Below are 26,168 nucleotides of genomic sequence, written 5' to 3'. Positions count from 1 at the left end.
AGATATAATTGAAAATTCCCCCAACACTATTTTAAATATTATTAACATAATGAATAATCACTTAGTAAAGCTTCAGAGAAACCAGCTTCGCGATGATATGCGATTAATTATTATGCTGATTATTTTTTTGTTAATCATGTGGGTGGTTTATTTAAGCGTGGGGGAAATTCAGCTATGGCCTAGCCAATGGGGGAGCGAAAGTGCTCAGCTTTTTGTGTGGCAAATTCGTTTTCCACGCCTATTAGCCGTGATAATCGTCGGTGCTTCACTGGCAGTCACAGGCGCTATCATGCAAGCCTTATTTGAGAATCCACTCGCAGAACCAGGGTTGTTGGGTATCAGTAATGGTGCGGGTGTAGCTGTTGTTTTGACGGTATTGCTATCTTCAGGCGTGACTCATTATTGGTTAATAAGTGGTAGTGCGATTATAGGAGCCTTACTATTTACATCCATATTGCTCTATTTTGCGCGTCGTAAAAACCTGAATAACGCCAGTTTATTGCTTGTTGGTGTTGCACTCGGCGTGATCAGTGGCGCTTGTATGACATGGATGGTGTATATGAGCAGTAATCTTGATTTGCGGCAATTATTATATTGGATGATGGGAAGTTTTAGTGGGATTGGTTGGCGCCAAATTGGTCTGGTTATTGGTTGTTTACCGTTTTTAATTTGGGCGCTTTTTCAAGGGAATATACTAAATTATCTTTCATTGGGAACGGTACAAGCTTACCAATTAGGCATTTCAATTCATAAATGGCGCGTTATATTAATTATTATTAGTGGTGTATTAATTGGTCTGAGTGTAGCGATAGCGGGGGCAATAAGCTTTATTGGTCTGGTAATTCCTCATATATTGAGATTAAGCGGCTTAACAGACAACCGTGTATTATTGGTTGGTTCTGCGGTGGCAGGGGCGTTAGGGTTATTAACTGCAGATTTATTGTCTCGGTTATTAATCGCCAATGCTGAAGTTCCTATTGGTGTTATTACGGCAACGCTAGGGGCTCCGATATTTATTTTCTTGTTAATTCGTCATCAACAGTGGCGGTAGATGTGATGGATAATAAACTGATTATTGATATTAAGAATATTACCATCGATACACGACTCGTTAATGTTTCCGCTCAAGTACTGGCTGGGCAACAAATTCATATATTGGGTGCTAATGGTGCGGGGAAAAGCACATTATTAAGTGCAATAAGTGGCTATTTACCCATGGATGGCGATATTTTAATAGATGGGAAAAGTATACGGCAGTATCGTATTGCTCAATTGAGCAAACAGCGAGCTTACCTTCCACAATGGGTTAACGAACCCCCTATACTTAAAGTTTTTCAATATATTGGCCTGTTTTCGCCTAAAACAATATTTTCTGCAGGTATCTTTGAGCACTTATGTACAGACTTTCAACTTACATCATTATTGGGTCAGTCTATTAGTCAACTTTCGGGTGGAGAATGGCAGAGAGTTCGAATTATAGCTGCATTTTTGCAAGTCTGGGACAACGAACAATGCGAAGGAAAGTTTATATTATTGGATGAGCCAACCAATAATTTAGACATTATTCAGCAAGCAATGCTTGATAAATGGATTAAATATTTTTGTGATTGCTTAGGAACCGTTATAATGAGTGGTCATGACCTTAGTCATTCGTATAAAAATGCATCTTGTATTTGGATGATGAAACAAGGGCAGTTAGTTGCAGTAGGGAAACCTGAGTGCATCATGACAGAAAAAAAATTATCTGACATATTTATGTCTGAAATTAAGTTAGCAAACAGCACATCCCACCGAGTATGGCAGGTTATAAATTTAGCCGATGTGCAATAAGTTGTTTGTATCACACATTTTTGCATGATAATACCGCAATGTTTGCAGGTGTTGAGGTTCGGTTAAAGTATAATTAACTAGAATATTCTATTCACAACGAAAACTAGGCTATAAACAATATGAGCAATTTCTTACCATTTTCAAAACCAGCAATTGGTGATGAAGAGGTCAAAGCAGTAGAAAACGTTCTGCGTTCAGGCTGGATAACAACAGGCCCACAGAATCATCAACTAGAAGACGATTTTTGTCAGCGCTATGGCTGCAAGCATGCAATTGCATTGTCATCTGCAACTGCAGGTATGCATGTTGTATTAATGGCATTGGGTATTGGTCCTGGTGATGAAGTTATTACGCCTTCTCAAACATGGGTGTCAACAATCAATATGATTGAGTTGCTTGGGGCAACCCCTGTCATGATTGACGTTGATCGTGACACACTGATGATCCAACCTGATGCCGTAGAAAAAGCGTTAACAGAAAAAACAAAGGCCATTATCCCAGTACATTATGCAGGGGCGCCTTGTGATTTAGACGCGTTACGCTTAATTGCTCAAAAAGCGGGTGTGGCTTTAATCGAAGACGCTGCGCATGCCGTTGGTACACGATATAAAAACGAGTGGATTGGTGAAAAGGGAACGTCTATTTTTTCTTTTCATGCCATCAAAAATGTGACCTGTGCGGAAGGTGGGCTAGTTGCCACAGACGACGATGAGCTCGCTCAGCGTGTACGCACGCTTAAATTTCACGGCTTAGGCGTTGATGCGTTTGATAGGCAAATGCAAGGCCGTAAGCCGCAAGCAGAGGTTGTTGAACCCGGTTTTAAATATAATTTATCGGATATTCATGCCGCAATAGCCGTGGTGCAGTTATCACGAGTAGAGCAATTGAATCAGCGTCGTGCAGAGCTTACAGCTCGTTATCGTGAGCTGCTAAAAAATTCCCCTTTACAAATGTTGAGTGTCCCTAGTTACTCACATTTACATGCGAATCACTTATTTATGGTGCGTGTTGATAAAGCCGAATGTGGTATTGATCGCGATACATTCATGGAAAAATTGAAAGAGCATGATATTGGAACAGGGTTGCACTTTCGCGCAGCACATACTCAAAAATATTATCGTGAAAAATACCCTGAATTAGTTTTACCTGAATCAACATGGAATAGCGCCACATTGTGTTCGTTACCTTTATTTCCCGATATGACTGATGCAGATGTTGAGCGGGTTGTTAAAGCTGTAGAAGCAGTTCTTTTGGAGTCAAAATAGTGTCACACGCAGATGAATTTGATGAGATTAAAAAAGTCTCAGTAGTAATCCCTGTCTATAATGAAGAGCAGAGCTTACCGCAATTGCTAGAACGTACTATCAAGTCATGTAAACAATTAACTCAATCCTATGAATTAATTCTAGTTGATGATGGTAGTAGCGATCGTTCAGCGAAAATGCTGACAGAAGCAGCGGAAAATCCCGATAACCACGTTATTGCAATTATTTTAAACCGTAACTATGGTCAACATTCTGCAATTATGGCGGGCTTTAACCAAGCTGATGGCGACTTAGTGATTACTTTGGATGCAGATTTACAAAACCCACCAGAGGAAATCCCTCGTTTAGTCCAAACTGCAATGCAAGGTTATGATGTCGTTGGTACGCGCCGTGCGAATCGCCAAGACTCTTGGTTTCGCAAAACAGCCTCTAAAATGATTAATGCGATGATCACGAAAGCAACAGGGCGTTCAATGGGCGATTACGGTTGTATGCTACGTGCATACCGCCGTCATATCATTCAAGCTATGTTGCAGTGCCATGAAAGAAGCACATTTATTCCTATTCTAGCGAATACATTTGCACGTAGAACCATTGAAATTGATGTAGCGCATGCAGAACGTGAGTTTGGTGATTCTAAATACAGCTTTATGAAGCTGATTAATTTAATGTATGACTTATTAACTTGCCTAACTACGGCACCACTGCGTTTATTGAGTGTTGTCGGAAGTATTATCGCGATTGGCGGTTTTTTATTAGCGGTATTGTTAATGGCGTTGCGTTTAATTTTGGGCGCAGAGTGGGCAGCAGATGGCGTATTCACTCTGTTTGCAGTACTCTTTATGTTTATTGGTGCGCAATTTGTTGCCATGGGGCTTCTGGGCGAATACATCGGTAGGATCTACAATGATGTGCGCGCGAGACCCCGTTATTTTATTCAAAAAGTCGTTGGAGCAGATGCGAAATCCGACAAAAATCAGGAAGAAGACTAATGAAAGCTATTGTTTTTGCCTATCATGATATTGGCTGCGTAGGGCTAAAAGCGCTTGAAAAAGCAGGTTTTGATATCCAAGCTGTGTTTACACACACTGATGACCCAAATGAAAACCACTTTTACTCCTCAGTTGCGCGTTTAAGTGCTGACATGGAACTTCCTGTTTTTGCGCCTGAAAACGTTAATCACCCATTGTGGATTGAGCGCATTCGCGAAATGAAACCGGATGTCATTTTCTCTTTCTACTATCGTGATATGTTAAGTGAAGAGTTGTTAGCAATCGCGCCTAAAGGTGCGTTTAATCTCCATGGCTCATTACTCCCTAAATATCGTGGTCGTGCACCTATCAATTGGGCATTATTAAAAGGTGAAAGCGAAACAGGTGTAACCTTACATAAAATGGTCGCTAAACCAGACGCTGGCGATATCATTGCTCAAGAAAAAGTGGCTATTACCGATACAGACACTAGCCTGACTTTACATGCAAAAGTCCGTGAAGCAGCGGAAGTTTTATTGGATAAAACACTGCCATTAATCGAAGCAGGTAGTTACAAAGCCGTTGCGCAAGATGAAAGCCAAGCAACGTACTTTGGTCGTCGTACCGCTGAAGATGGCTTGATTAACTGGAACAATAGTGCAAAAGAAGTTAACTGCTTGATTCGTGCAGTGACTGAACCTTATCCAGGTGCGTTCACTTATTTAGGCGCACGTAAAATGGTTATCTGGCGCGCACGCATTTTAGATGATAACCAAGGTAAGCCCGCTGGTACGGTATTGTCGAGTGACCCACTGCGTATCGCTTGTGGTCAAGGTGCTATCGAAGTCATTAGCGGCCAAAGTGAGACAGGTTTATATATGCAAGGCAGCCGTCTTGCTAACGAAATGGGTATCGTGACTGATGTCCGCGTTGGCGCAAAACCAACAGCACAAGTTAAGCGTCGCACACGTGTTCTTATTTTAGGTGTCAATGGCTTTATTGGTAACCATTTAACGGAACGCCTGTTAAAAGATGGCAACTACGATATCTATGGTATGGATATCGGCTCTTCTGCGATCGAGCGTTTTATTGGTAACCCTTGTTTTCACTTTATTGAAGGTGATGTTAGCATTCACACAGAATGGATTGAGTACCACATCAAAAAATGTGACGTTATTCTGCCTTTGGTTGCGATTGCGACGCCAATTGAATATACCCGTAACCCACTACGCGTTTTCGAATTAGACTTTGAAGAAAACTTGAAAGTTGTACGTTACTGCGTGAAATATAACAAACGCATTATCTTCCCATCGACCTCTGAAGTTTATGGTATGTGTGATGATAAAGAGTTTGATGAAGACGAGTCACGTTTAATTGTTGGTCCAATCAATAAACAACGTTGGATTTACTCAGTTTCTAAACAATTACTTGACCGAGTGATTTGGGCATACGGTGCGAAAGAAGGGTTGAAATTCACCTTATTCCGTCCATTCAACTGGATGGGACCTCGCTTAGATAGCTTGAATTCTGCACGTATTGGTAGCTCACGTGCTATTACTCAGTTAATTCTAAATTTAGTTGAAGGTTCGCCAATTAAACTGGTTGATGGCGGTGCACAAAAACGTTGTTTTACAGATATTAAAGACGGTATCGAAGCATTGTTCCGTATCATCGAAAATAAAGATGGTAAATGTGATGGCCAAATCATCAATATCGGTAACCCAACAAATGAAGCGAGTATTCGTGAATTAGCAGAAATGTTGTTGGAAAGCTTCGAAAAACACCCACAACGTGGAAAATTCCCTCCATTTGCGGGCTTCCGTGAAATCGAAAGCAGCAGCTATTATGGCCAAGGGTATCAAGATGTTGAACACCGTAAACCAAGTGTTGAAAATGCACGCCGTTTACTGGACTGGGTTCCAACTATCGATATGAAAGATACCATTGAAGAAACGTTAGACTTCTTCTTACAAGGTGCCGTTGAAGAGTTAGGTAATAAAGACTAATGAAAAAAGTTGGCTTGAGAATTGATGTGGATACCTACCAAGGTACTTTAAAAGGGGTTCCACAGTTACTCAAAGTGCTCAAAGAGCACAATATTCAGGCCAGCTTTTTCTTCAGTGTAGGGCCCGATAACATGGGGCGCCATTTATGGCGCCTTTTGCGTCCTAAATTTCTGTGGAAAATGCTTAGGTCTAATGCAGCATCCCTTTATGGGTTAGATATCTTATTAGCGGGCACAGCATGGCCGGGTAAAAAAATTGCTAAAGATTTAGGCTACTTGATGAAACAAACCTTGGATGCTGGCCATGAAGTTGGCTTACATGCATGGGATCACCAAGGTTGGCAGGCTAAGGTTGCTAAATGGAGTAAACCACAACTGACCGAGCAAGTTAAGTTAGGGGTTGATGCTCTAGAGCAAGCCATTGGGCATCGTGTGACGTGTTCAGCCGTTGCGGGCTGGCGAGGTGATGAGCGCGTGCTAGAAGTTAAACAGATGTTTAACTTTGACTACAACAGTGATTGTCGTGGCAAATATCCATTTAGGCCAATTTTAGCTGATGGCTCACTTGGGACAGTGCAAATCCCTGTTACACTGCCAACTTACGATGAAGTTGTGGGAACAGTCGTAAGTGATGAAGCATTTAATGATTTTATTCTTCAAGCAATTAAAGAAGATCAAGGCGTTCCAGTTTATACTATTCACACAGAAGTGGAGGGAATGTCTAAATCGGAACAATTTTCACAATTATTGGAACGAATTACACAAGAAGAAATCCAATTCTGTACATTAAGTGAATTACTGCCAGACGATTTAAATTCATTGCCAAAAGGGCGTGTGGTGAGGGCACCATTCCCTGGACGTGAAGGCTGGTTAGGCTGCCAAGAAGAGGAATAAGCAACCTATGTTGAATAACCGAGCGAGCAAAGTAGGAGCCTCTCTGCTGGCTCTTTTTTTTATCTTAACCTATTTATTGCCGTTGAATAGCCGTTTACTTTGGCAACCGGATGAAACTCGATATGCGGAAATTAGCCGTGAAATGTTACAGCGTGGAGATTGGATTGTTCCTTACATGCTGGATGTGCGTTATTTTGAAAAGCCGGTAGCCGGCTACTGGATAAACAATATTAGCCAAATGATCTTTGGTGAAACTAACTTTGCTGTTCGTTTCGGTTCGGTTTTTTGTATTCTTCTTAGTGCATTACTTGTCTATCGTATGGCAAAAATGATGTGGCGTAATAACCACGTTGCTTATGTTGCAAGCCTCATTTATATCTCGATGTTCTTGGTGTTCTCCATCGGGACCTATAGTGTTCTCGACCCAATGTTGTCCTTATGGATAGCAGCAAGTATGTTTTGTTGCTTGTGGGCAATGAAGTCGAGGGAAGTCAAATCTAAATTAGCGGCATGGCTTTGTCTTGGCCTAGCTTGTGGCATGGCCTTTATGACTAAAGGCTTCTTAGCCCTCGCTATTCCAGTGATTGTCATGCTTCCTGTCACAATTTACCAAAAGCGGTTCCTTGAATTACTTAAGTATGGGCCGCTCGCAATCGTTTCTGCGGTTATTATCAGTTTGCCATGGGCATTAGCCGTTGCAAAACAAGAGCCTGATTATTGGCATTATTTCTTTTGGATTGAACACATTAAGCGTTTCACGGCAGATGACGCTCAGCATATAGCACCGTTTTGGTATTATATTCCGATTATCATTCTTGGTGCTATTCCATGGGCTGGGTTGCTACCGGGTGCGCTAATGAAAGGCTGGAAAGAACGAAAGTCTAGCCCCGATATGTTTTTCTTACTGTGCTGGTTTGTTGTTCCGGTTATCTTTTTCAGTATTTCTCGTGGCAAGTTACCTACGTATATGTTGCCGTTTATGGCGCCACTTGCATTGCTTATGGCGAAATACGGGGTTGATTGCGTTCGTAATGGTAAAATGAAGGCATTGAAAGCCAACGGGATTATTAATATTGTATTAGGGATCGCGGCAGTTATCGCGGTTATTGTCATTAGTACGGTGATCAAAAAGCCATTGTACGAACCGGATGAATGGTCAAAAATGGTGTTGGGCGTTGTTGCATTTTCTATCTGGGCGATTATTGGTTATCTATGTACGGTATTAAATGCAAAATACTGGTTATGGGCAGCCTCATGTTCTTTAGCCGTCAGCTTATGTATTGGTAGTGCTTTGCCAAACAACACCATCGATTCTAAATTGCCTCAAAACTTTATTCATCAAAATCATGACTTACTAATGAATAGTAAATACTTGATGGCAAGTAATGTTGGGGTTGCCGCCGGACTTGCGTGGGAGACGCAGAATTCCAATATCTATTTATACAATAGCAGCGGGGAGCTCAGTTATGGTTTGGAATACCCAGATAGCCAACATCGCTTAATTAAGCCAGATCAGTTTGCACAGTGGTTAGAAAAAGCACGCAAAGAAGGGCAGGTAACTGTTGTCTTTTTATTAGGCCGTAAAGAAGGCTTACCTGACATTCCTAAGCCAGATGAAGTTATTAAAAATTCACGTATGGCGATAGTGGTTTACCATCAACAATGATCGTACAACTACTGCTGCTATTGCTTGTGAGTGTTTTGACCTGTGTTGGGCAAGTTGCTCAAAAGCAAGCTGTCGTTAATTGGCAGAGTAAGAAAACCAATAAAACCGCATCAGCCCTTCGGTGGCTGGTGCTGGCGGTTTTCATGCTAGGGCTTGGCATGTTGTTTTGGCTGAAATTATTGGAAACCATGCCGCTGAGTATTGCTTATCCAATGCTAAGTATTAATTTTGTATTAATTACTCTTATTGGGCAGTTTGTGTATAAAGAGCAAACAGGGCTTAATCACTGGTTAGGGGTTGCGGCCATTATGTTTGGTATTTTGCTAATGAGTATCAGCGTATGAATAAGGGCTATTTATGGGTGATTGGCAGCGCGTTATTAGTCACAGTCGCTCAACTGAGCTTAAAAGCAGGGGTAGTTGAACTTCCTTCATTCACACTTGGCTGGCATTGGCTACAATTTGATTGGTTACTGGCTAACATTGCTAGTTTAAGCATTATTTTTTTAGGGTTAGTGTGCTATGCGTTATCGATGCTATGTTGGCTATTCGCATTAAAACACATAGCATTGAATAAAGCTTATCCGCTTATTAGTCTAAGCTATGTTTTCGTTTATTTATTAGCGGTTTTTTTACCTTGGTTTAATGAACCTGCGACAGGGCTAAAGGCCATTGGAATTGGTTTTATTTTATTAGGGGTATGGCTAATTAGTCGGCCCAATAAATCATCAAGTGATAGAACGGAGTAATTTCTTAGTTGCTTATATTATCGTCTTCACGCACTATAATATAAGCAAGTTATCGCAATAAGATAGACGAAGAAGGTGCTTTATGGTTATAAAAATACAACACCTCCCACTATTATTGTGTTTGGTTTTAATTGGGTGTTCATCGACACCGGTTAAAAGAACGCCACCACCACCGTTAAAAACACAGTTGTCAGATCCCATCATGACAATAGCGCAATTAAAAGACCAGCTAGAGCAGTGGTATGGTACGCCTTATCATTATGGCGGAATGAATCAAAATGGTGTGGATTGTTCCGGTTTTGTCTATCGCACATTTAACGACCGTTTTGCCATTCAGTTACCTCGAACAACAGTAGATCAAACTCAATTAGGCACACGGATTGATAAATCTGATTTGATGCCAGGGGATTTGGTGTTTTTTAAAACAGGTTCAGGGGAGAATGGATTGCATGTGGGGATTTACGATACCGATAATACATTCATTCACGCATCAACGAGTAAAGGGGTGATCCGTTCATCAATGGATAACGTTTATTGGCGAAAAGTGTTTTGGCAAGCAAGACGTATCTAAATTCACTATTTTATTCAGTGATTATGCTATCTTAAGGGCAAGTTTTGTTTTAAGGATAGCTTAATGTCAACAGTACGTTTACTCATCTCTGGATCCTACGACCCTTGGTTTAACCTTGCGGTTGAAGAAACTATTTTTCGACAAATGCCAACTGACCAACGTGTTATGTTTCTCTGGCGAAATGCTGACACGGTGGTTATCGGGCGTGCGCAGAATCCGTGGAAAGAATGTAACACCCGAAGGATGGAAGAAGATAATGTTCGTTTAGCTCGGCGTAGTAGTGGTGGTGGCGCTGTTTTTCATGACTTAGGTAATACCTGTTTTACGTTTATGGCAGGAAAGCCGGAATATGATAAAACGGTGTCTACACAAATTATTGTTGATGGGCTGGCGCTTGTCGGTATTAACGCAGAAATATCAGGTCGTAATGATTTAGTCTTAGAGACTGAAAGTGGCCCGCGAAAAATTTCGGGGTCTGCATACCGAGAAACGAAAGATAGAGGTTTTCATCATGGAACCTTACTGATTAATGCAGATTTAGGTCGCTTAGCAAATTATCTGAATCCAGATCCTAAAAAATTACAGGCCAAAGGGATCACTTCTGTACGTTCTCGTGTGGCGAATTTATCTGAGCTTGTCCCTCATATTTCTCATGAAATTGTTTGCGAAGGAATAATTAAGAGCTTTTTTAATTACTTCGGTGAAACGGTCGAAGCAGAGTATATCTCCCCTGAAAAACTACCTGACTTACCAAATTTTGCAGAAACCTTTGCTAAACAAAGTAGTTGGGAGTGGAATTTTGGACAAGCACCCGCTTTCTCCCATTATTCAGATACCCGTTTTCCTTGGGGAGGAGTCGAGTTTCATTTCGATATCGAAAAAGGTGTGATAAATCGCTGTCAGTTTTTTACGGATAGCTTAGACCCATCTCCTTTGGAGTGGTTAAGTGAGCAATTGGCGGGTAAAGCATATCAAACAGAAACGATACGCGCTTTGAGCAAAGAGATGGCCGTGAAATGGCCGCAATTGCAAGGACAGTTGGCTGATTTAGAAAACTGGTTAGTCCATGAGTTAAGTTAAAAAAAAGAGCCGATATAATCGGCTCAGACATAGACTATAAAATTGCAAATAATTAATAGGAAAGGACGTTCGAAAATAATTAGTTATGACAGTTACAGGTCATAAAGCTTTTGCATTCAGGTAACTCACCTGATTGGCGAAATTTTGCAGGGGTTGTATCAAAGTGTTTCTTAAAGATACGGGTAAATGTCGCCTGTGAACTGAAGCCATATTGCAATGCGATATCAAGAATTGGTAAGTTACCTTCACGTAATGATTTAGCTGCTTCTAATAAACGACGTTTACGGACGTATTCGCCAAGCGTGCAACCTTTCATTTCTTTGAAAACACGCTGTAAATGCCATTTTGAATAACCGCTTTTATCGGCAATTGTGTCGATTTTGATGCCTTCATTGCGCTGCAACTGGCTTTCAAGCCATTTAACAATATCGTTGACTACACTTTCTGACATATTTACCTCCTACTCAAGTAGGCTATTGTTCATTAATAACTAATAATAACTCACGAAATTAGGGTCTATTCTTCCTGTTTTTCCGATATATCGATAGGCTAAACGTGCGGTTTTTTAATGAGAATAGCTATCACTACAATAGATGTTGAAAAAATTAACATTTTAAACATACACTATTGTATGTTTAAAATTCTTTAAATTCAAGTGATTGCATTTTATTTGTTCTTTTTTTAGGTGGTGGGAAGGCACTATGTTCATTATATTCAAAATAATTGTCCAAGCTATTCGAAATTATTAACCAAGTAAACAATTGAAAAATTATTGTTTCTTTTATAATCGTTTTTTTATAACAATAGACAGGAAATCCCGAGGTAAATTATTCTGGTGGATAATCGCCATAACTGGCAATTTTTTAGGAGGGATCACTCATGTAAGTGAATTAAAGGGTTCTATGGTAAATTTCATCTCTAGCTTAATCCCCATTTGGGGTTGGAAGGTATTCAGAAAATTACCATTAGAAGCCCATTTATCTATTTATTATTCTTTTATTTTATGCGAGATATAGAAAGAATTTGTTTGCTCCATTCTATTTGTTCTGGTGTGCCTTCTATGCGCTGGCCATACATTTGAATAATTTGGTTACCTTGGGTATCAAAGACCTCAAGGCTTGTTACAAAGCCATCTTTAGTTGGCTTGCGTGTGACCCAGCACTCAGAAATGCCACTTTCAATGAGATGAAGTTTAAAGTTTGTACTTGAAATATTTAACCAATCAGTTTGAGAGCTTTCAACAGAGAGTGATGATAGTTCATTTATTTTTCCTGTAAATATTTGCACGCATCCACGGTTTCCTACAAAGAGCATCACTTCATTTTGTGCTTGGTATGCAAGGGAAAGCAGATCAGATAAGGCCGTTGAAGGTACTTGCCATGCTAATTCTTGGCTAACAGCGCGAAAAACTTGCTGACGACTTAGATTGTGTTTCTTTAATATGCCAAAAAACTGATGAACATTTGTCATATCACGCCATTGCTGTTCTAATTGAGAGGCGAGTTCTTCGCTGATTTTCTGTTCTGAAAATGGTGAAATGGTTTTAGGTTCTATAGGCGGATTCTCTGATGTGCTGTAGCGTTCTATCAAGGCTTGCCAAGCCGCTATATCAGTGTTGTCGGTGGAAAAAACCTTGTGTAAAGAATCTCCATATTTATCGAAAAATTGAATGCTGTGGCGAGTTCCCTCTGGCGTTTTTTCAGAGAGTGCAAAAATTGAACTCCATTGTGCAAAGAATATACGTAAGTCTAATGCTTTAGGGTTTAGAAATAGCCCACCGTGATTGCTAAATTTCGGGTTATTATATGCACCTGTTTGAATACTAACAGCGTACTGATTACGAGTGATCCCTATAGCTTTCCCTATTGTGGTTAAATCTTGTAGGATATCAACAGGTTTACTGACCAATCGTTGAACATTATCTTTGCCGACACGACAATGAATTAATTGGGCTTCTGATACGCCAAGTAAGGCCGCTATTTCTTGGGCGTGCTTATGAGTGTACGTTTTTTTAGCTTGTAGGTAATCATGATAGAGGTCTGAATTCACAAGTTTTTCCTTAATAAAATGACAAAACACAGTGATGAGTTATCAACTGACAACCGATTTATTTCTATACTGCCGATAAATTCAATAAAATCAGTTGATAACATGGTTTTTTACTACTTAACTACCAGTTGTAATTTATGTTGATATAAAAGTTTCGGCCTTCCTGAGGAACTCCCATAGAAGAGACATATTGCTTATCAAATGCATTTTTCATTGTGAGAGTCGAACTTAATCCTTTTATGAATTGATCTGCTTGGTAATTTACATAGAAATCATGAATGCTATAGCCTGCATGCTGAATGACTTCTTTATGATAACGATCTAAACCTTGGCTTGATTTGTGATGCCACTTTTTATATTTATCATTACCTTGAAGTTGAGTTTTTGCAGAGAATTCCCCAATCCAGCCTAGAGTAAAGCCAGTACTAGCAACCGGTATATTTAACCGAGTCGTTAGTGTTTCAGGGCGTATAGACGAAAGAGAATAATGAGAGCTGTCTTCTCTACCTGTGGTTTTATTGTGATTGATATTTAATTCAAACCATGGTGTTCTGTAGCTTATAAAGCTATCGATGCCATAAATGGATGCGCTGGGAATATTGATATAATAAAGCTCATCGGGGAACCATTGGCCATACCTTGGCGTATAGAGGCCTTCAAGGGCAATATGGTTTTTAGATTTGGTCTTAAAGTAGGTTGAACCAAATTGAAGGTCGCTATTATCAATAAGTACCCCATCAAAACTGAATTTTACGCCTGTTTCGAGGGTTTTATTCGTTTCTGGACGTAAATCAGGCGATGGGCGAAAGTTCGAGCGAGTGCCAAAAAAAGGTATAGTGAAATGGTTTGAATTATTATAAAGCTCAGACATACGTGGGGTACGGTATGCCTCAGCGTATGATGAAAAAAGATTGAGCCAATGGGTTGGAGTAATACTAACAGCCATACGGGATGACAAGTTGGTATGTTTACTTTCAGGGAAATTATCCCTCGATGCGCGGTATTGTGTAAAGCGCGTTCCAATTGATAAAGTTAACGGTAATTGATGCAATGTCATGTCATTAACCAACCAGCCTGACATGTTGTCGAGTTCTGCTGGTGGATAACTTATTGCGTACTGATTTGACGTTTGCTTTTGCTGATAATATTCGAAACCACTTTGAATATGATGATTTACCCAGTTATGCATAGGTAAAGTGAAGCTATTAGTAAATTTAGTCCCATAGGTATATTGATTGCGAGCTTCAGAACCATACTCTTTTGGTTTTTTCTTGATCTTAACTGTATCAGTTTGATCTAAATATAAATCTGTATAATAAATATCCCACTGGGCTTGCCAATTTATCTCATTTTTGGGTGTAAAAAATTGGCTAATGGCAATATCTCGCTGATGGCTTTGCCTTTCATGCGGTGTATTTGGATATCTATTTTTTTCTGTGGGTTTAGCGGGTTGTTTTACCCCTAAACTATTGTTGCGATATTCTTTTAATTGTAACGTCAAATAATATGAAGGGTGGGCAAGCCAGCTGCTTTTGAGCATCCAGTTATTTAGCTGTTCAGTATTATCAACGTTTTCAAATTCGGGTGAGCCGAGTAGGTACTTTTTACGTTGACTGTAGCTGAATAGGGTATCCGTTGATTCAGTTCTGCCCAACAGTGTTGCACCTGCATAGTAACCGTGGTTATTACGGTTAATACCGCTGAATACCTGACCGCCGAATTTTTGCCCAGGTTTTAATATATCAGCTGCAGTTATTGTTTTGAATGAGACAACCCCTGCCAATGCACCGCCGCCATGATGTACAGATGATGCACCTTTATGGATAAATACTTTTTTTATTAAGGTGGGGTCAATAAATGTAGCTTCATATAGGCCTGAATAAAAGTCCTGAGTGATGTTATCAACAGTAACTTTCACGCCTCGTGAATCATAACCTCGCATTTGAATGCCTTGGCCATAAGTGCTATTGGAACCAGAAACAAAGACCCCAGCTTGGCCTTTTAGTAAATCTAAGGCGGATGTTGCAGATTGATATTCAGGTGATTTTGCATCAATGACATCGACTTGTTCTGCTACAGCGATATTTTCTAAACTAAGAGGGGAGCTAGAAACATGAATAATGTCCCGAGTATCCGTTTTTGACATTGTATTTGAAGGTGATGAATTTTCAGCCAAAACTGTGTTACTAAACCCAGTCATGACGACAGTAGCAGCAAGCGCGGAGAATGATATTTTGTGTTCTTGATGGGCTGATGTAGAGATCGATTTAAACAACATAGGAAATCCTTTCCTTTGGTTTCAGAATTTGCTGGCTGCCTGGATAAATTATCTGGGTGGCATGCAATAAGTATTTACGTAACGTATTTGTTTATTTGAACTATTTGGTTCTGTAATGTTGTAGCGAATAGCTGGGGCTAGGCTACTGGTGATCTAACGGATAAATTCGTTCGTAGTGAGAATTATTATCGTTAGTGAGTGGTGGGTCAAGATATTTCTGGATTAAAATATCGTTATCTTGTAATTAACTGAATTATTATATCGCGTTGGTTATATTTAAATGATAATTATATTTTTTTGAATATAAAAAGCCCTTTAGTTTTTATTTTACTAAAGGGCTTATCGTAAGAAATAAGTTGGAATTATGGGGGTTATTTAAAACGAGACTCAACAGCTTGAGCAAGAATTTCAATAAGTTGTTCGGTATCTTCCCAGCCAAGGCATGGGTCGGTAATCGATTGACCATAAATTAGCGGTTGGTCAGAAACCACTTTTTGTGTACCTTCAATTAAGAAGCTTTCTGCCATCACTCCACTGATAGCGGTCGAGCCATCTTTTATTTGTTCCGCAATATCTCGTGCAACTTCGAGTTGGCGACGATGAATTTTTTGGCAATTACCATGACTGAAATCGACCACTAAATGCTCTGGCAATTCAAACTTACGTAGTTTGTCGCAAGCTGCGGCTAAGTCACCGGCAGTGTAATTCGGCTGTTTGCCGCCACGCATAATAATATGCCCATGCGGGTTACCACTGGTTTGGTAAATGGTCATTTGCCCGTTTTTATCCGGTGATAAAAACATATGCTGTGCTTTTGCCGCTCTTATCGCATCAATAGCAATATTTATATTACCGTCAGTCCCATTTTTGAATCCAACCGGGCAAGACAGTGCGGATGCCATTTCACGGTGGATTTGGCTCTCTGTTGTACGGGCTCCAATAGCTCCCCAACTAATGAGGTCTGCAATATATTGTCCAGTAACCATATCAAGAAATTCGGTTGCTGTAGCTAGCCCTAACTGGTTAACTTCAATCAGTAACTTACGAGCTAAGCGGATGCCTGTATTGACTTGGCAAGAGTTGTCGAGGTTAGGATCAGAAATTAACCCTTTCCAACCAACCACAGTACGTGGTTTTTCAAAGTAAGTTCGCATGACAATTTCTAAACGGTCTTGATGGCGTTCTCTTAATACATTTAATTTTTTCGCGTATTCAATCGCGGCATCAATGTCATGAATCGAACAAGGGCCGACAATGACAAGTAGACGAGGATCTTTACCAGATAGAATTTGTTCAATTCTTTTACGTGACGTTGTCACGTTATCAGCCACTTTTTGGGAAATGGGAAACTCATCAGCGAGAGTTTGTGGGGTAATTAAGCTATCCACTCTCGCAGTACGTAATTCATCAGTTTTGTGCATTTTCTTTCTCAAAGAACTTTAATAGGCATATGCCCTATAAGTGATTAAGATCACAATAAACGAATGTGGCTTAATTTCAACCTCCAACTTAGCAGGAATGAATATTTTTTTTATTTGTATTCATTAAAATATTCGTCTTTGTAAGCCCATGGTATCAATCACTTTTGCAGAAATTTCTTCAACAGAATAGTTCGTCGTATTTAAGTAATTGATTTTATTTTGTCGAAATAAAGCTTCAACTTCCGCTATCTCAATACGACATTGCCTGATGGAGGCATAACGGCTATTTTCACGGCGCTCTTCACGAATGGCTGCTAACCGTTCAGGGCTGATCGTTAAACCGAATAACTTATGAGTATATGGGCGCAACGCGGCAGGTAACTGTAAGTTATCCATATCATCAGCCGTAAACGGGTAATTTGCGGCTTGGATCCCAAATTGCATCGCTAAATAGAGGCTTGTCGGCGTTTTACCGCAACGTGAAACACCAATAAGTATCACTTGGGCTTGGTCTAAATTACGTAAAGAAATCCCATCGTCATGAGCTAGTGTGTATTCAATAGCAGCTATTCGTGCATCATATTGATTCATATTCTGCATAGACAAACCATGAGTTCGGTTGAGTTTTGGCTCAGGTTCTAGGCCAACTTCCTTTTGAATTGGCGCGACTAAACTTTGGACGATATCTTGGCAAAACCCAGCACTTTGGGTAATGATTTGCTTTACTTCAGGGGAGATAATCGAATAGAACACTAAAGGGCGTAGCTGGGTTTCTTGGTAAATAACATCAATTTTTTGTTTAATTTCCTGTGCGCGGGTTTCGCTCGTCACAAACGGCAGAGTATAAGAAATAAATGACAGAGGAAATTGAGAAAGTACGGCGTGCCCCAAAGTTTCAGCGGTGATCGCGGTTCCATCAGAAATAAAGAAAACAGTACGTTGAACTTGGCTTGCCATATTATTCATTGTTCCTAATTCGGTCATCATTATTTGTCTCTTATTGTATTTATCACTGGATATTGGGAGATATTATCTTTGTTTAAAGTTTAAAAATTAGTTTATAGGGGGAACTATAGCCATTTTTTGAACGATTTTTAGAACAAAAAAGTTTTCTTCAGTGATGGAACGATTCACCAGTCCATCTTCTCTTATCGTCTGTGCTAGTCTATTTCACGAGGCGAATTTTCGCCAACGAGATTTTTTACGATTTGTACTCTGTCACTAAATTGCTATAAAAGGATCGCTTTCAATGTCCACAAATGGCCTCACTCCGTGTAATGTACTTTGGTATAACCAATTAGGGATGAATGATGTTGACCGTGTCGGAGGCAAAAATGCTTCTCTCGGTGAAATGATCACTAACTTATCTGATCTGGGAGTATCCGTACCTAACGGTTTCGCGACAACCGCACAGGCGTTTAATGATTTTCTGGAGCAGAGCGGTGTAAATCAGCGCATTTATAACCTGCTAGATGAAACGGATATTGATGATGTGAACCAACTGGCTGTAGCAGGTGCTCAGATCCGTCAATGGGTGATTGATACTCCACTGACGAAGGAGTTGGAACAAGATATTCGTGATGCATTCGCGCAACTGTCAGAAGGTGAAGCGGAAGCCTCATTTGCAGTTCGCTCATCGGCAACCGCAGAGGATATGCCTGACGCTTCGTTTGCAGGGCAACAGGAAACATTCCTTAACGTTCAAGGGATAGACGCAGTATTAGTTGCGATTAAACACGTTTTTGCTTCACTGTTTAATGACCGTGCGATTTCATATCGTGTTCACCAAGGTTATGATCACCGTGGTGTCGCACTTTCCGCTGGTATTCAACGGATGGTACGTTCAGATCTAGCCTCATCTGGCGTTATGTTTACGATTGATACTGAATCGGGCTTCGACCAAGTGGTATTTATCACCTCTGCGTATGGTTTAGGTGAGATGGTGGTGCAAGGCGCTGTGAACCCAGATGAATTTTATGTCCATAAGCCAACACTAACAAATAACCGTCCCGCGATTGTGCGTCGTACACTGGGCTCTAAAAAATTACAAATGGTGTATGCCAACAGTAAAGAGCACGGTAAACAAGTACAAATCGAAGATGTGCCAGAAGCGCTACGCAATCGTTTCTCTTTAGCTGATCATGAAGTTGAAGAACTGGCTCGCCAAGCTTTGCAGATTGAAAAACACTACGGTCGTCCAATGGATATCGAGTGGGCAAAAGATGGTCATAATGGACGTTTGTATATTGTCCAAGCAAGGCCAGAAACCGTTCGCTCTAATCAACAAGTGATGGAGCGTTATCAATTAAAACAACAAGGACAAGTTTTAGTTGAAGGACGTGCAATTGGTCATCGCATTGGCTCTGGGGTTGTTAAAGTCATTCATAACTTGAGTGAGATGGATAGAATTCAGGCCGGTGATGTACTTGTTACCGATATGACTGACCCTGATTGGGAACCTATCATGAAAAAAGCGGCTGCGATTGTGACGAATCGTGGTGGACGTACTTGCCATGCTGCAATTATCGCTCGCGAATTAGGTATCCCAGCCGTTGTGGGATGTGGTGATGCGACTGACCGTTTGCATGAAGGCCAAGAGGTGACCGTTTCTTGTTCAGAAGGGGATACGGGCTTTGTGTATGAAGGTAAATTGGCATTTGAAATTCACAGTTCTGAAGTGAGTGATATGCCAAATCTGGATGTCAAAATCATGATGAACGTGGGTAACCCTGATCGTGCATTTGATTTTGCTTGCTTACCTAATGAAGGCGTGGGCTTAGCAAGACTTGAGTTTATCATCAATCGTATGATTGGTGTTCACCCAAGAGCACTGCTGGAGTTTGATAAACAATCTCCTGAGCTGCAAGCCGAAATTCGCCAAATGATGGCGGGTTATGATGATCCGATTGAGTTTTATATTGGTAAATTAACCGAAGGAATCTCGACTCTAGCCGCGGCTTTCTGGCCAAAACGCGTTATTGTCCGTTTATCTGACTTCAAGTCAAATGAATATGCCAACTTAGTCGGCGGGGATATTTATGAGCCTGAAGAAGAGAACCCAATGCTAGGTTTCCGTGGTGCTGGCCGTTATGTGTCTGACAGCTTCCGTGCCTGTTTTGCATTAGAGTGTGAAGCGGTGAAACGTGTTCGTAATACGATGGGCCTAACGAATGTTGAAGTCATGATCCCATTTGTGCGTACCGTTGCACAAGCGGAGTCAGTAATAGCAGAACTGGCGAAACATGATTTGAAACGCGGTGAAAACGGTCTAAAAGTTATTATGATGTGCGAAATACCATCAAATGCTTTACTGGCGGACCAATTCCTCGAACATTTTGACGGTTTCTCTATTGGTTCGAATGATATGACTCAGTTAACATTAGGCCTTGATAGGGACTCAGGTGTTGTTTCTGAATTATTCGATGAACGAAACGATGCAGTTAAAGCGATGTTATCCATGGCGATACAAGCTGCAAAACGCCAAAACAAATATGTAGGCATTTGTGGTCAAGGGCCATCCGACCATCAAGACTTCGCCCAGTGGCTGGTAGATGAAGGCATTGATAGTTTATCTTTAAACCCCGATACTGTCGTACAAACGTGGTTAACGATAGCTGAAAATCAATAGTTATCTCGTTTACGTTTATTAATTATTAGGCTGAATGTGAATAACATTCAGCCTTTTCATTTACTTGATTAAAATGACCTATTGTAGAAATTGATAAATACGATTATCAGTAGATTAATATTAAACAGTTCTGGATAACTGTTCATATAATACTTCTTGGGTATAAGAAAAAAATAAATTAAATATAATTACTCGCATTATGTGTATTAAGTTTTACAAGAGAAACATATCCTAAATAGGCGTAACGAAACTTAATTAATTATATAACGCTAAAGGAGTAAGATTACTGATAATAATGACAGAAATTGATGTTAATCAATAATTATAAACTGATGTTCTGATTGTGACATGAATAGTATTCATATTAAATTAAGATAAAAAAAAAGCCTATCATGGGCTGACAGGCAAAGACTACACACAGCAATTTAGTTAATAAAACCACGCCTAGAAGGGGATGGCATAGTTTTTTAGATCTAGATAATTGAATAATCGAATGTTAAACCATTCATATTATACTATCATTAAGAACACTCTCAATATTAATATTAATCATTGTTACTTAACGAGAATTAATTCAATGGATTTATGTTAACATAAATTAGGCTAAATACTAACGTTAGAATGTTAAATATTGTTTCTAAATATTAATGAGTGGCATTTATTAAGTTAGCAGGCATGCATAGCTTGAACATGCCTGCAACTAATTTAGTGCTATACTACTTTTTAATCGAAAACTCTTCTTCTAGAAACTTTTCAGTTTCTGTTAAGTCTTCATTTGGAACAGCGACTTCATTCATCCAAGCTTTTAGTAAGCTATATGAAACAGCTAATACAACTGGGCCAATAAACAACCCAATCATACCAAATGATAGAATTCCACCAATAACACCAATAAGGATCAAAACCATTGGTAAGTCTGCACCCATTTTAATTAACCATGGGCGTAGAACGCCATCCATGGTAGCAACAACTGCGGCCCATATAGCAAGAATAATTCCCCAGGTTGTATCACCTGTCCAAAACAGCCAAATGACGGATGGCACCATAATGAGTAGAGGCCCCAATTGCGCCACACAGCATATAAACAACAAGACAGTCAAGATGGCGGCATAACCAATACCCGACAAGGCAAGTCCAATTCCCCCGACGATGGCTTGAATTAGCGCGGTGACGACCACACCAAGGGCAACAGCTCGAATCGATTGCGCTGCTAACACGACAGCTGCATCCCCACGGATCCCAGCAAGACGTACAGCAAAGTGGCGGATGCCAACCATCACTGATTCACCTTTAAGGTAAAGCAAACCACTAAACAACAGCATGAGCATCAAATGAAAAACAAATCGTCCCGCGCTAATAGCTTGAGTGGCAAACCACCCTGCAGCTTGGCCAAAGTAGGGTTGAATTTTAGCCAGTAAAGCATTACCACCACTGGCGACTAAACTATGCCATGCATAGTAAATTTTCTCACCGACCATTGGGATGGTATTTAGCCATTCTAAATCAGGCAATGTTAGGCTTGATGGTGATTTGGCTAAATCAATAAGTGGGGTACTATTTTCAATAATGCTGCCGATGAGAATACCTAATGGGATAACGAATAGCAGTAATATAAGAAGAACCATCACTAATGTCGCTAACCAGCGCTTGTGCCATAAGCGAGCTTCTAGCTTTAATAATAGTGGCCAAGTAGCAATGACCATCATTCCAGCCCATACAAAGCCAAGAATAAATGGATTAAGTACCCAAAAGCAGGCTGCTATCATTAAAACGATGGATAATAGGCCGAAAATAAGTTTGGGAAGATCCAAGCGTTTTTGCGATTTTTCCATTAATGACTGATCCTTTACAAATGAAAATTCTGCGTGTGTGGCAAGTTTTTAGGTGAAAATAACGTAATTATTTTTCACGGTTAAAAAAAACAATATTGTGGTATGGTTCATGATGGCAATGTCATCAGCGGCTGTGCTCTCTTTACAGGCTGTGAGGGAATTCATCATAGACCTCAGACACTATTGTGCAACTTTAAATAAAGATAGTACATAACGAGTAATGCGAACACTAAACAACAAGAGTCATCGTTAATAATGATCCCGTGTATATCAGAAGCTCCTCATCTTAGTCATTTAGTCATCGAGTTCTTGCATGAGCTACAAGAACAGGGTTTTACTGGGGATAACGGCACCAGCTATGCTGAGCGTTTATCTATGGCGACGGACAACAGTATTTACCAACTATTACCTCAAGCGGTTCTGTTTCCACGTTCGAGTGCAGATGTACAAATTATCACTCGTCTTGCAGGGCAAGCAAAGTTTCGTGAGCTTAGCTTTACACCTCGGGGAGGAGGGACGGGAACTAATGGGCAATCCTTAACTGAAGGGATTGTTGTCGATATGTCCCGTTACATGAACCGTATTTTAGAAATAAACCCAGAGCAAGGTTGGGTTAAAGTTGAGGCAGGGGTCATCAAAGACCAATTAAATCAGTACCTCAAGCCTTACGGTTATTTCTTTTCACCTGAATTATCCACCAGTAATCGAGCAACGTTAGGTGGGATGATCAACACTGACGCATCAGGCCAAGGCTCATTAGTTTATGGAAAAACGTCTGATCACGTATTAGGCGTCAAAGCCATGGTGTTAGGTGGTGAATGCCTAGATACACGCGCTATGCCTATCGAACTCGCCCAAACGATTGCGTCAGAAGATTCTACGGTGGGGCGCATTTATAAAACGGTGTTAGAACGCTGTTTAGAGCAACGTCCATTAATTGAAGAAAAATTTCCTAAGTTAAACCGTTTCTTAACTGGTTATGATTTACGTCATGTATTTAATGATGCACTAACCGAATTTGACCTTACCCGTATTTTGACTGGGTCTGAAGGGTCTTTAGCCTTTATTACCGAGGCGACGCTTGATATCACACCTTTGCCAAAAGTACGGCGCTTAGTAAATGTAAAATATGACTCTTTTGAGTCCGCATTGCGTAATGCGCCTTTTATGGTTGAAGCGAAAGCACTGTCTGTTGAAACCGTGGATTCAAAAGTACTTAACTTGGCAAAAGAAGACATCGTTTGGCATTCCGTAAAAGCCTTAATTACAGATGTGCCAAATAAAGAAATGTTAGGGTTAAACATCGTCGAATTTAGTGGTGACGATGAAGATGAAATCAATCAATTGACTGAAAGCCTGTGCCAACGCTTAGACGAATTAATGGCAAGCAATCAAGCCGGAGTGATTGGCTATCAAACTTGCCATGATCTTGAAGATATTACGCGTATTTATAACATGCGTAAAAAAGCGGTTGGGTTGTTGGGGAATAGTAAAGGCGCAGCGAAGCCAATTCCATTTGTTGAGGATACCTGCGTTCCCCCTGAGCATCTCGCAGACTATATAGTAGAATTTCGTGCATTATTAGACAGTCATAACTTGAATTATGGCATGTTTGGCCATGTAGATGCAGGTGTCTTACACGTTCGTCCTGCACTTGATATGTGCGATCCGCAACAAGAAGTATTGATGAAACAAATTTCTGATGAAATTGTGGCATTAACCGCGAAATACGGTGGACTACTGTGGGGGGAACATGGGAAAGGTTTCCGTGCACAATATAGCCCTGAATTTTTTGGTGATGTGTTATACGCTGAACTGCGCAACATCAAAGCCGCTTTTGACCCCGATAACCGCTTGAACCCGGGTAAAATCTGTCCACCTGCGGGGCTGGATGCACCGATGAAGCAGGTTGATGATATCAAGCGAGGAACGTATGACCGGCAAATTCCAATCCAAATGCGCCAAGAATTCCGTGGTGCAATGGAGTGTAATGGCAATGGGCTGTGTTTTAATTTTGATGTGAAAAGTCCGATGTGTCCGTCGATGAAGGTGAGCGGTCAACGAGTCCATTCCCCGAAAGGCCGCGCGACACTTGTTCGCGAATGGTTAAGGTTACTCGCGGAACAAGGCGTTACACCAGAACACCTTGAAAAAGGTATTACACAAAGCCAACCATCATTGCGTGGTCTCATAGAGAAAACCCGTAACACTTGGCGTGCGAAGCAAGGCGATTATGACTTCTCTCACGAGGTGAAAGCCTCAATGGCAGGGTGCCTTGCCTGTAAAGCCTGTTCAACTCAATGCCCGATCAAAATTGATGTGCCCTCATTTAGAGCGAAATTTTTAGCGTTGTACCATGGCCGCTATTTACGTCCTATTCGGGATCACATTGTTGCGAACGTTGAAGCAAGTGCCCCATTATTTTCCAAAGTGCCGGGGGTATTTAATTTCTTTTTGCGTCAACCAATGGTGCAAAAATTGAGCCAGCACACTATAGGTATGGTGGATTTACCGTTGTTTTCTCAACCCACGTTAAAACAAGAACTTTCAGGGCATGCCGCAGTTTCTGTCACGCTTGAACAACTTGAAAGTATGACGGGTTCACAGCGTGAAAAATATGTGCTGGTGGTTCAAGACCCTTTCACCAGTTATTACGATGCCAAAGTAGTGGCAGATTTTGTCCGCTTAATCGAAAAATTAGGCCTTAAACCTGTATTGTTACCGTTCTCACCGAATGGAAAAGCACAACACATCAAAGGTTTTTTAGCGAAGTTTGCGAAAACAGCACGTAAGACTGCGGACTTTTTAAATCGAGTGGCAAAGTTACAGCTGCCAATGGTTGGTGTTGACCCTGCGCTGGTACTTTGTTACCGCGATGAATATCATGAAATTTTAGGCAAAGAACAATGCCAATTTACGGTGATGTTGGCGCATGAGTGGTTAATGACATTGCCTGAACCACACAATATGCAAACGGCATCGGCTCAACCGTGGTATTTTTTCGGTCATTGTACGGAATCAACGGCTTTACCTAATAGTGCGAATCAATGGGCAGCGTTATTTGCTCGCTTTGGGCAAACATTAAATAATGTTAGTGTTGGATGTTGTGGCATGGCAGGGACTTATGGGCACGAAGTAGCGAATCTTGAAAATTCAAAAGGAATTTATAACTTATCGTGGAAAGGTGCAATGTCTCCTTTACCAAAAGATCGCTGTTTGAGTTCAGGTTACTCTTGCCGTAGCCAAGTTAAGCGAATGGAAAATGTAGCAATAAAACATCCTATTCAAGCCCTGTTGGAGATAGTTTAATGATTTGGAAACGTCAATTTAATTTGCAACAACTCGCTGAAATGTCAAAAACCTGCATGTTAGGACATCTCGGTATTGAAATAACGGCAATTGGAGATGATTATTTAGAAGGAATAATGCCTGTTGATCATCGTACCAAGCAGCCTTTTGGGTTATTGCATGGTGGTGCTTCCGTTGTATTAGCTGAATCCTTAGGTTCAATTGCGGGTTATATGTGCTCGGAAGGGGAACAAAAGGTGGTCGGGTTGGAAATCAATGCAAACCATGTTCGTGCTGCTCGTTCAGGGGTTGTGAAGGGGATTTGTAAGCCTATTCATTTAGGACGTCGCCAGCAAGTGTGGAATATTGAAATTTTCAATGAACAAGGAAAATTGTGTTGTACTTCTCGCCTGACAACTGCGGTATTATTTGAATAATAACCATTCTAAATATAGGGTTTTTGGCTAATCAAAGGCTGGATAACCCTATAAAACCCTTTCCATTGTGTGGCTTTATGGCCATTCTTTCTATAAATTCATTTTTATCAAGTTAATTAAGTTGTATAATAAATGCATCTTTATTAATTTGTGTCATTTAAGTGTATTATTTAGTACAAATTTAAATGAAAAACACAACTCTATT

The 26,168-nt window shown here is 40.5% G+C and carries 20 protein-coding genes; 14 read left to right on the top strand and 6 right to left on the bottom strand.

The genetic code is table 11. The features are described 5' to 3' along the window. Positions 1-49 precede the first annotated feature (49 nt). The 11 genes from btuC (at position 50) to PSF42_RS00405 (ending at position 11,030) form a co-directional block, all read left to right on the top strand. On the top strand, positions 50-1,051 hold the full coding sequence (gene btuC / locus PSF42_RS00455) for a vitamin B12 ABC transporter permease BtuC (RefSeq protein ID WP_272679254.1): 1,002 nt from the start codon (positions 50-52) through the stop codon (positions 1,049-1,051). Between the two features lie 5 nt (positions 1,052-1,056). Then, on the top strand, positions 1,057-1,830 hold the full coding sequence (locus PSF42_RS00450; protein WP_185746848.1) for a vitamin B12 ABC transporter ATP-binding protein BtuD: 774 nt from the start codon (positions 1,057-1,059) through the stop codon (positions 1,828-1,830). A 119-nt stretch (positions 1,831-1,949) separates the two neighbouring features. Beyond that, on the top strand, positions 1,950-3,095 hold the full coding sequence (arnB, locus tag PSF42_RS00445) for a UDP-4-amino-4-deoxy-L-arabinose aminotransferase (protein ID WP_125890949.1): 1,146 nt from the start codon (positions 1,950-1,952) through the stop codon (positions 3,093-3,095). Further along, positions 3,095-4,087 (top strand): undecaprenyl-phosphate 4-deoxy-4-formamido-L-arabinose transferase, encoded by a 993-nt coding sequence (arnC, locus tag PSF42_RS00440; protein WP_125890950.1) that lies wholly within the window; start codon positions 3,095-3,097, stop codon positions 4,085-4,087. Before arnB ends, arnC begins: the two co-directional genes overlap by 1 nt. Then, complete coding sequence (gene arnA / locus PSF42_RS00435; RefSeq protein ID WP_248468318.1) at positions 4,087-6,072, top strand: bifunctional UDP-4-amino-4-deoxy-L-arabinose formyltransferase/UDP-glucuronic acid oxidase ArnA; 1,986 nt, start codon at positions 4,087-4,089, stop codon at positions 6,070-6,072. Before arnC ends, arnA begins: the two co-directional genes overlap by 1 nt. Further along, the gene (gene arnD, locus PSF42_RS00430; RefSeq protein ID WP_272679253.1) at positions 6,072-6,965 is read left to right on the top strand and encodes a 4-deoxy-4-formamido-L-arabinose-phosphoundecaprenol deformylase; all 894 of its coding nucleotides are present in this window, start codon (positions 6,072-6,074) and stop codon (positions 6,963-6,965) included. The genes arnA and arnD overlap by 1 nt, the downstream gene beginning before the upstream one ends. Before the next feature lie 7 nt (positions 6,966-6,972). Beyond that, positions 6,973-8,631: a lipid IV(A) 4-amino-4-deoxy-L-arabinosyltransferase gene (arnT, locus tag PSF42_RS00425; RefSeq protein WP_213913265.1), complete on the top strand. Its 1,659-nt coding sequence runs from the start codon at positions 6,973-6,975 to the stop codon at positions 8,629-8,631. Then, positions 8,628-8,975, top strand: a complete 348-nt coding sequence (arnE, locus tag PSF42_RS00420) for a 4-amino-4-deoxy-L-arabinose-phosphoundecaprenol flippase subunit ArnE (RefSeq protein ID WP_213913264.1) — start codon at positions 8,628-8,630, stop codon at positions 8,973-8,975. Before arnT ends, arnE begins: the two co-directional genes overlap by 4 nt. Next, on the top strand, positions 8,972-9,379 hold the full coding sequence (gene arnF / locus PSF42_RS00415; protein WP_125890955.1) for a 4-amino-4-deoxy-L-arabinose-phosphoundecaprenol flippase subunit ArnF: 408 nt from the start codon (positions 8,972-8,974) through the stop codon (positions 9,377-9,379). The genes arnE and arnF overlap by 4 nt, the downstream gene beginning before the upstream one ends. Before the next feature lie 82 nt (positions 9,380-9,461). Then, positions 9,462-9,950, top strand: coding sequence for a C40 family peptidase (locus PSF42_RS00410; protein WP_125890956.1), 489 nt, complete (start codon positions 9,462-9,464; stop codon positions 9,948-9,950). A 63-nt stretch (positions 9,951-10,013) separates the two neighbouring features. Then, complete coding sequence (locus PSF42_RS00405) at positions 10,014-11,030, top strand: lipoate--protein ligase A (RefSeq protein ID WP_272679252.1); 1,017 nt, start codon at positions 10,014-10,016, stop codon at positions 11,028-11,030. Between the two features lie 79 nt (positions 11,031-11,109). On the opposite strand, the gene PSF42_RS00400 is transcribed toward PSF42_RS00405, so the two are convergent. The 5 genes from PSF42_RS00400 to ppsR form a co-directional block, all read right to left on the bottom strand. After that, positions 11,110-11,481, bottom strand: a complete 372-nt coding sequence (locus tag PSF42_RS00400; RefSeq protein WP_125890958.1) for a helix-turn-helix domain-containing protein — start codon at positions 11,479-11,481, stop codon at positions 11,110-11,112. Positions 11,482-12,026: 545 nt separating this feature from the next. Continuing rightward, complete coding sequence (locus PSF42_RS00395) at positions 12,027-13,079, bottom strand: hemin-degrading factor (RefSeq protein ID WP_272679251.1); 1,053 nt, start codon at positions 13,077-13,079, stop codon at positions 12,027-12,029. A 121-nt stretch (positions 13,080-13,200) separates the two neighbouring features. Continuing rightward, entirely contained in the window at positions 13,201-15,357 is a 2,157-nt protein-coding gene (locus PSF42_RS00390) for a TonB-dependent receptor domain-containing protein (RefSeq protein WP_125890960.1), read from the bottom strand. Between the two features lie 371 nt (positions 15,358-15,728). Continuing rightward, positions 15,729-16,778 (bottom strand): 3-deoxy-7-phosphoheptulonate synthase, encoded by a 1,050-nt coding sequence (locus PSF42_RS00385; RefSeq protein ID WP_272679250.1) that lies wholly within the window; start codon positions 16,776-16,778, stop codon positions 15,729-15,731. 123 nt (positions 16,779-16,901) lie between these two features. Next, positions 16,902-17,765, bottom strand: a complete 864-nt coding sequence (gene ppsR / locus PSF42_RS00380; protein WP_272679249.1) for a posphoenolpyruvate synthetase regulatory kinase/phosphorylase PpsR — start codon at positions 17,763-17,765, stop codon at positions 16,902-16,904. A 262-nt stretch (positions 17,766-18,027) separates the two neighbouring features. Between ppsR and ppsA the strand changes: the two genes are divergently transcribed. After that, positions 18,028-20,406 carry a phosphoenolpyruvate synthase gene (ppsA, locus tag PSF42_RS00375; protein WP_272679248.1) on the top strand — a complete coding sequence of 793 codons (2,379 nt, stop codon included), beginning with the start codon at positions 18,028-18,030 and terminating at the stop codon, positions 20,404-20,406. Positions 20,407-21,122: 716 nt separating this feature from the next. Here ppsA and ydiK read toward each other — a convergent pair. Beyond that, entirely contained in the window at positions 21,123-22,238 is a 1,116-nt protein-coding gene (ydiK, locus tag PSF42_RS00370) for an AI-2E family transporter YdiK (RefSeq protein ID WP_125890964.1), read from the bottom strand. A gap of 255 nt (positions 22,239-22,493) precedes the next feature. Here ydiK and ydiJ point away from each other — a divergent pair, with 255 nt between their 5' ends. Together ydiJ and menI are read left to right on the top strand one after the other, a co-directional pair. After that, positions 22,494-25,547, top strand: coding sequence for a D-2-hydroxyglutarate dehydrogenase YdiJ (gene ydiJ / locus PSF42_RS00365; RefSeq protein WP_272679247.1), 3,054 nt, complete (start codon positions 22,494-22,496; stop codon positions 25,545-25,547). Then, positions 25,547-25,963, top strand: coding sequence for a 1,4-dihydroxy-2-naphthoyl-CoA hydrolase (gene menI / locus PSF42_RS00360; RefSeq protein ID WP_094961759.1), 417 nt, complete (start codon positions 25,547-25,549; stop codon positions 25,961-25,963). Before ydiJ ends, menI begins: the two co-directional genes overlap by 1 nt. Positions 25,964-26,168: the final 205 nt, after the last annotated feature.

The organism is Providencia sp. PROV032, assembly GCF_028484875.1.
GTDB lineage: Bacteria > Pseudomonadota > Gammaproteobacteria > Enterobacterales > Enterobacteriaceae > Providencia > Providencia rettgeri_E.
This window is presented reverse-complemented; position numbering and strand designations above follow the sequence as displayed.

Excerpts from the sequence above, each read along its gene's own strand:
- btuC (WP_272679254.1), top strand. The coding sequence starts at position 50 with ATGAATAATCACTTAGTAAAGCTTCAGAGAAACCAGCTTCGCGATGAT.
- PSF42_RS00450 (WP_185746848.1), top strand. The coding sequence starts at position 1,057 with ATGGATAATAAACTGATTATTGATATTAAGAATATTACCATCGATACA.
- arnB (WP_125890949.1), top strand. The coding sequence starts at position 1,950 with ATGAGCAATTTCTTACCATTTTCAAAACCAGCAATTGGTGATGAAGAG.
- arnA (WP_248468318.1), top strand. The coding sequence starts at position 4,087 with ATGAAAGCTATTGTTTTTGCCTATCATGATATTGGCTGCGTAGGGCTA.
- arnD (WP_272679253.1), top strand. The coding sequence starts at position 6,072 with ATGAAAAAAGTTGGCTTGAGAATTGATGTGGATACCTACCAAGGTACT.
- arnT (WP_213913265.1), top strand. The coding sequence starts at position 6,973 with ATGTTGAATAACCGAGCGAGCAAAGTAGGAGCCTCTCTGCTGGCTCTT.
- arnE (WP_213913264.1), top strand. The coding sequence starts at position 8,628 with ATGATCGTACAACTACTGCTGCTATTGCTTGTGAGTGTTTTGACCTGT.
- arnF (WP_125890955.1), top strand. The coding sequence starts at position 8,972 with ATGAATAAGGGCTATTTATGGGTGATTGGCAGCGCGTTATTAGTCACA.
- PSF42_RS00410 (WP_125890956.1), top strand. The coding sequence starts at position 9,462 with ATGGTTATAAAAATACAACACCTCCCACTATTATTGTGTTTGGTTTTA.
- PSF42_RS00405 (WP_272679252.1), top strand. The coding sequence starts at position 10,014 with ATGTCAACAGTACGTTTACTCATCTCTGGATCCTACGACCCTTGGTTT.
- PSF42_RS00400 (WP_125890958.1), bottom strand. The coding sequence starts at position 11,481 with ATGTCAGAAAGTGTAGTCAACGATATTGTTAAATGGCTTGAAAGCCAG.
- PSF42_RS00390 (WP_125890960.1), bottom strand. The coding sequence starts at position 15,357 with ATGTTGTTTAAATCGATCTCTACATCAGCCCATCAAGAACACAAAATA.
- PSF42_RS00385 (WP_272679250.1), bottom strand. The coding sequence starts at position 16,778 with ATGCACAAAACTGATGAATTACGTACTGCGAGAGTGGATAGCTTAATT.
- ppsR (WP_272679249.1), bottom strand. The coding sequence starts at position 17,765 with ATGATGACCGAATTAGGAACAATGAATAATATGGCAAGCCAAGTTCAA.
- ppsA (WP_272679248.1), top strand. The coding sequence starts at position 18,028 with ATGTCCACAAATGGCCTCACTCCGTGTAATGTACTTTGGTATAACCAA.
- ydiK (WP_125890964.1), bottom strand. The coding sequence starts at position 22,238 with ATGGAAAAATCGCAAAAACGCTTGGATCTTCCCAAACTTATTTTCGGC.
- ydiJ (WP_272679247.1), top strand. The coding sequence starts at position 22,494 with ATGATCCCGTGTATATCAGAAGCTCCTCATCTTAGTCATTTAGTCATC.
- menI (WP_094961759.1), top strand. The coding sequence starts at position 25,547 with ATGATTTGGAAACGTCAATTTAATTTGCAACAACTCGCTGAAATGTCA.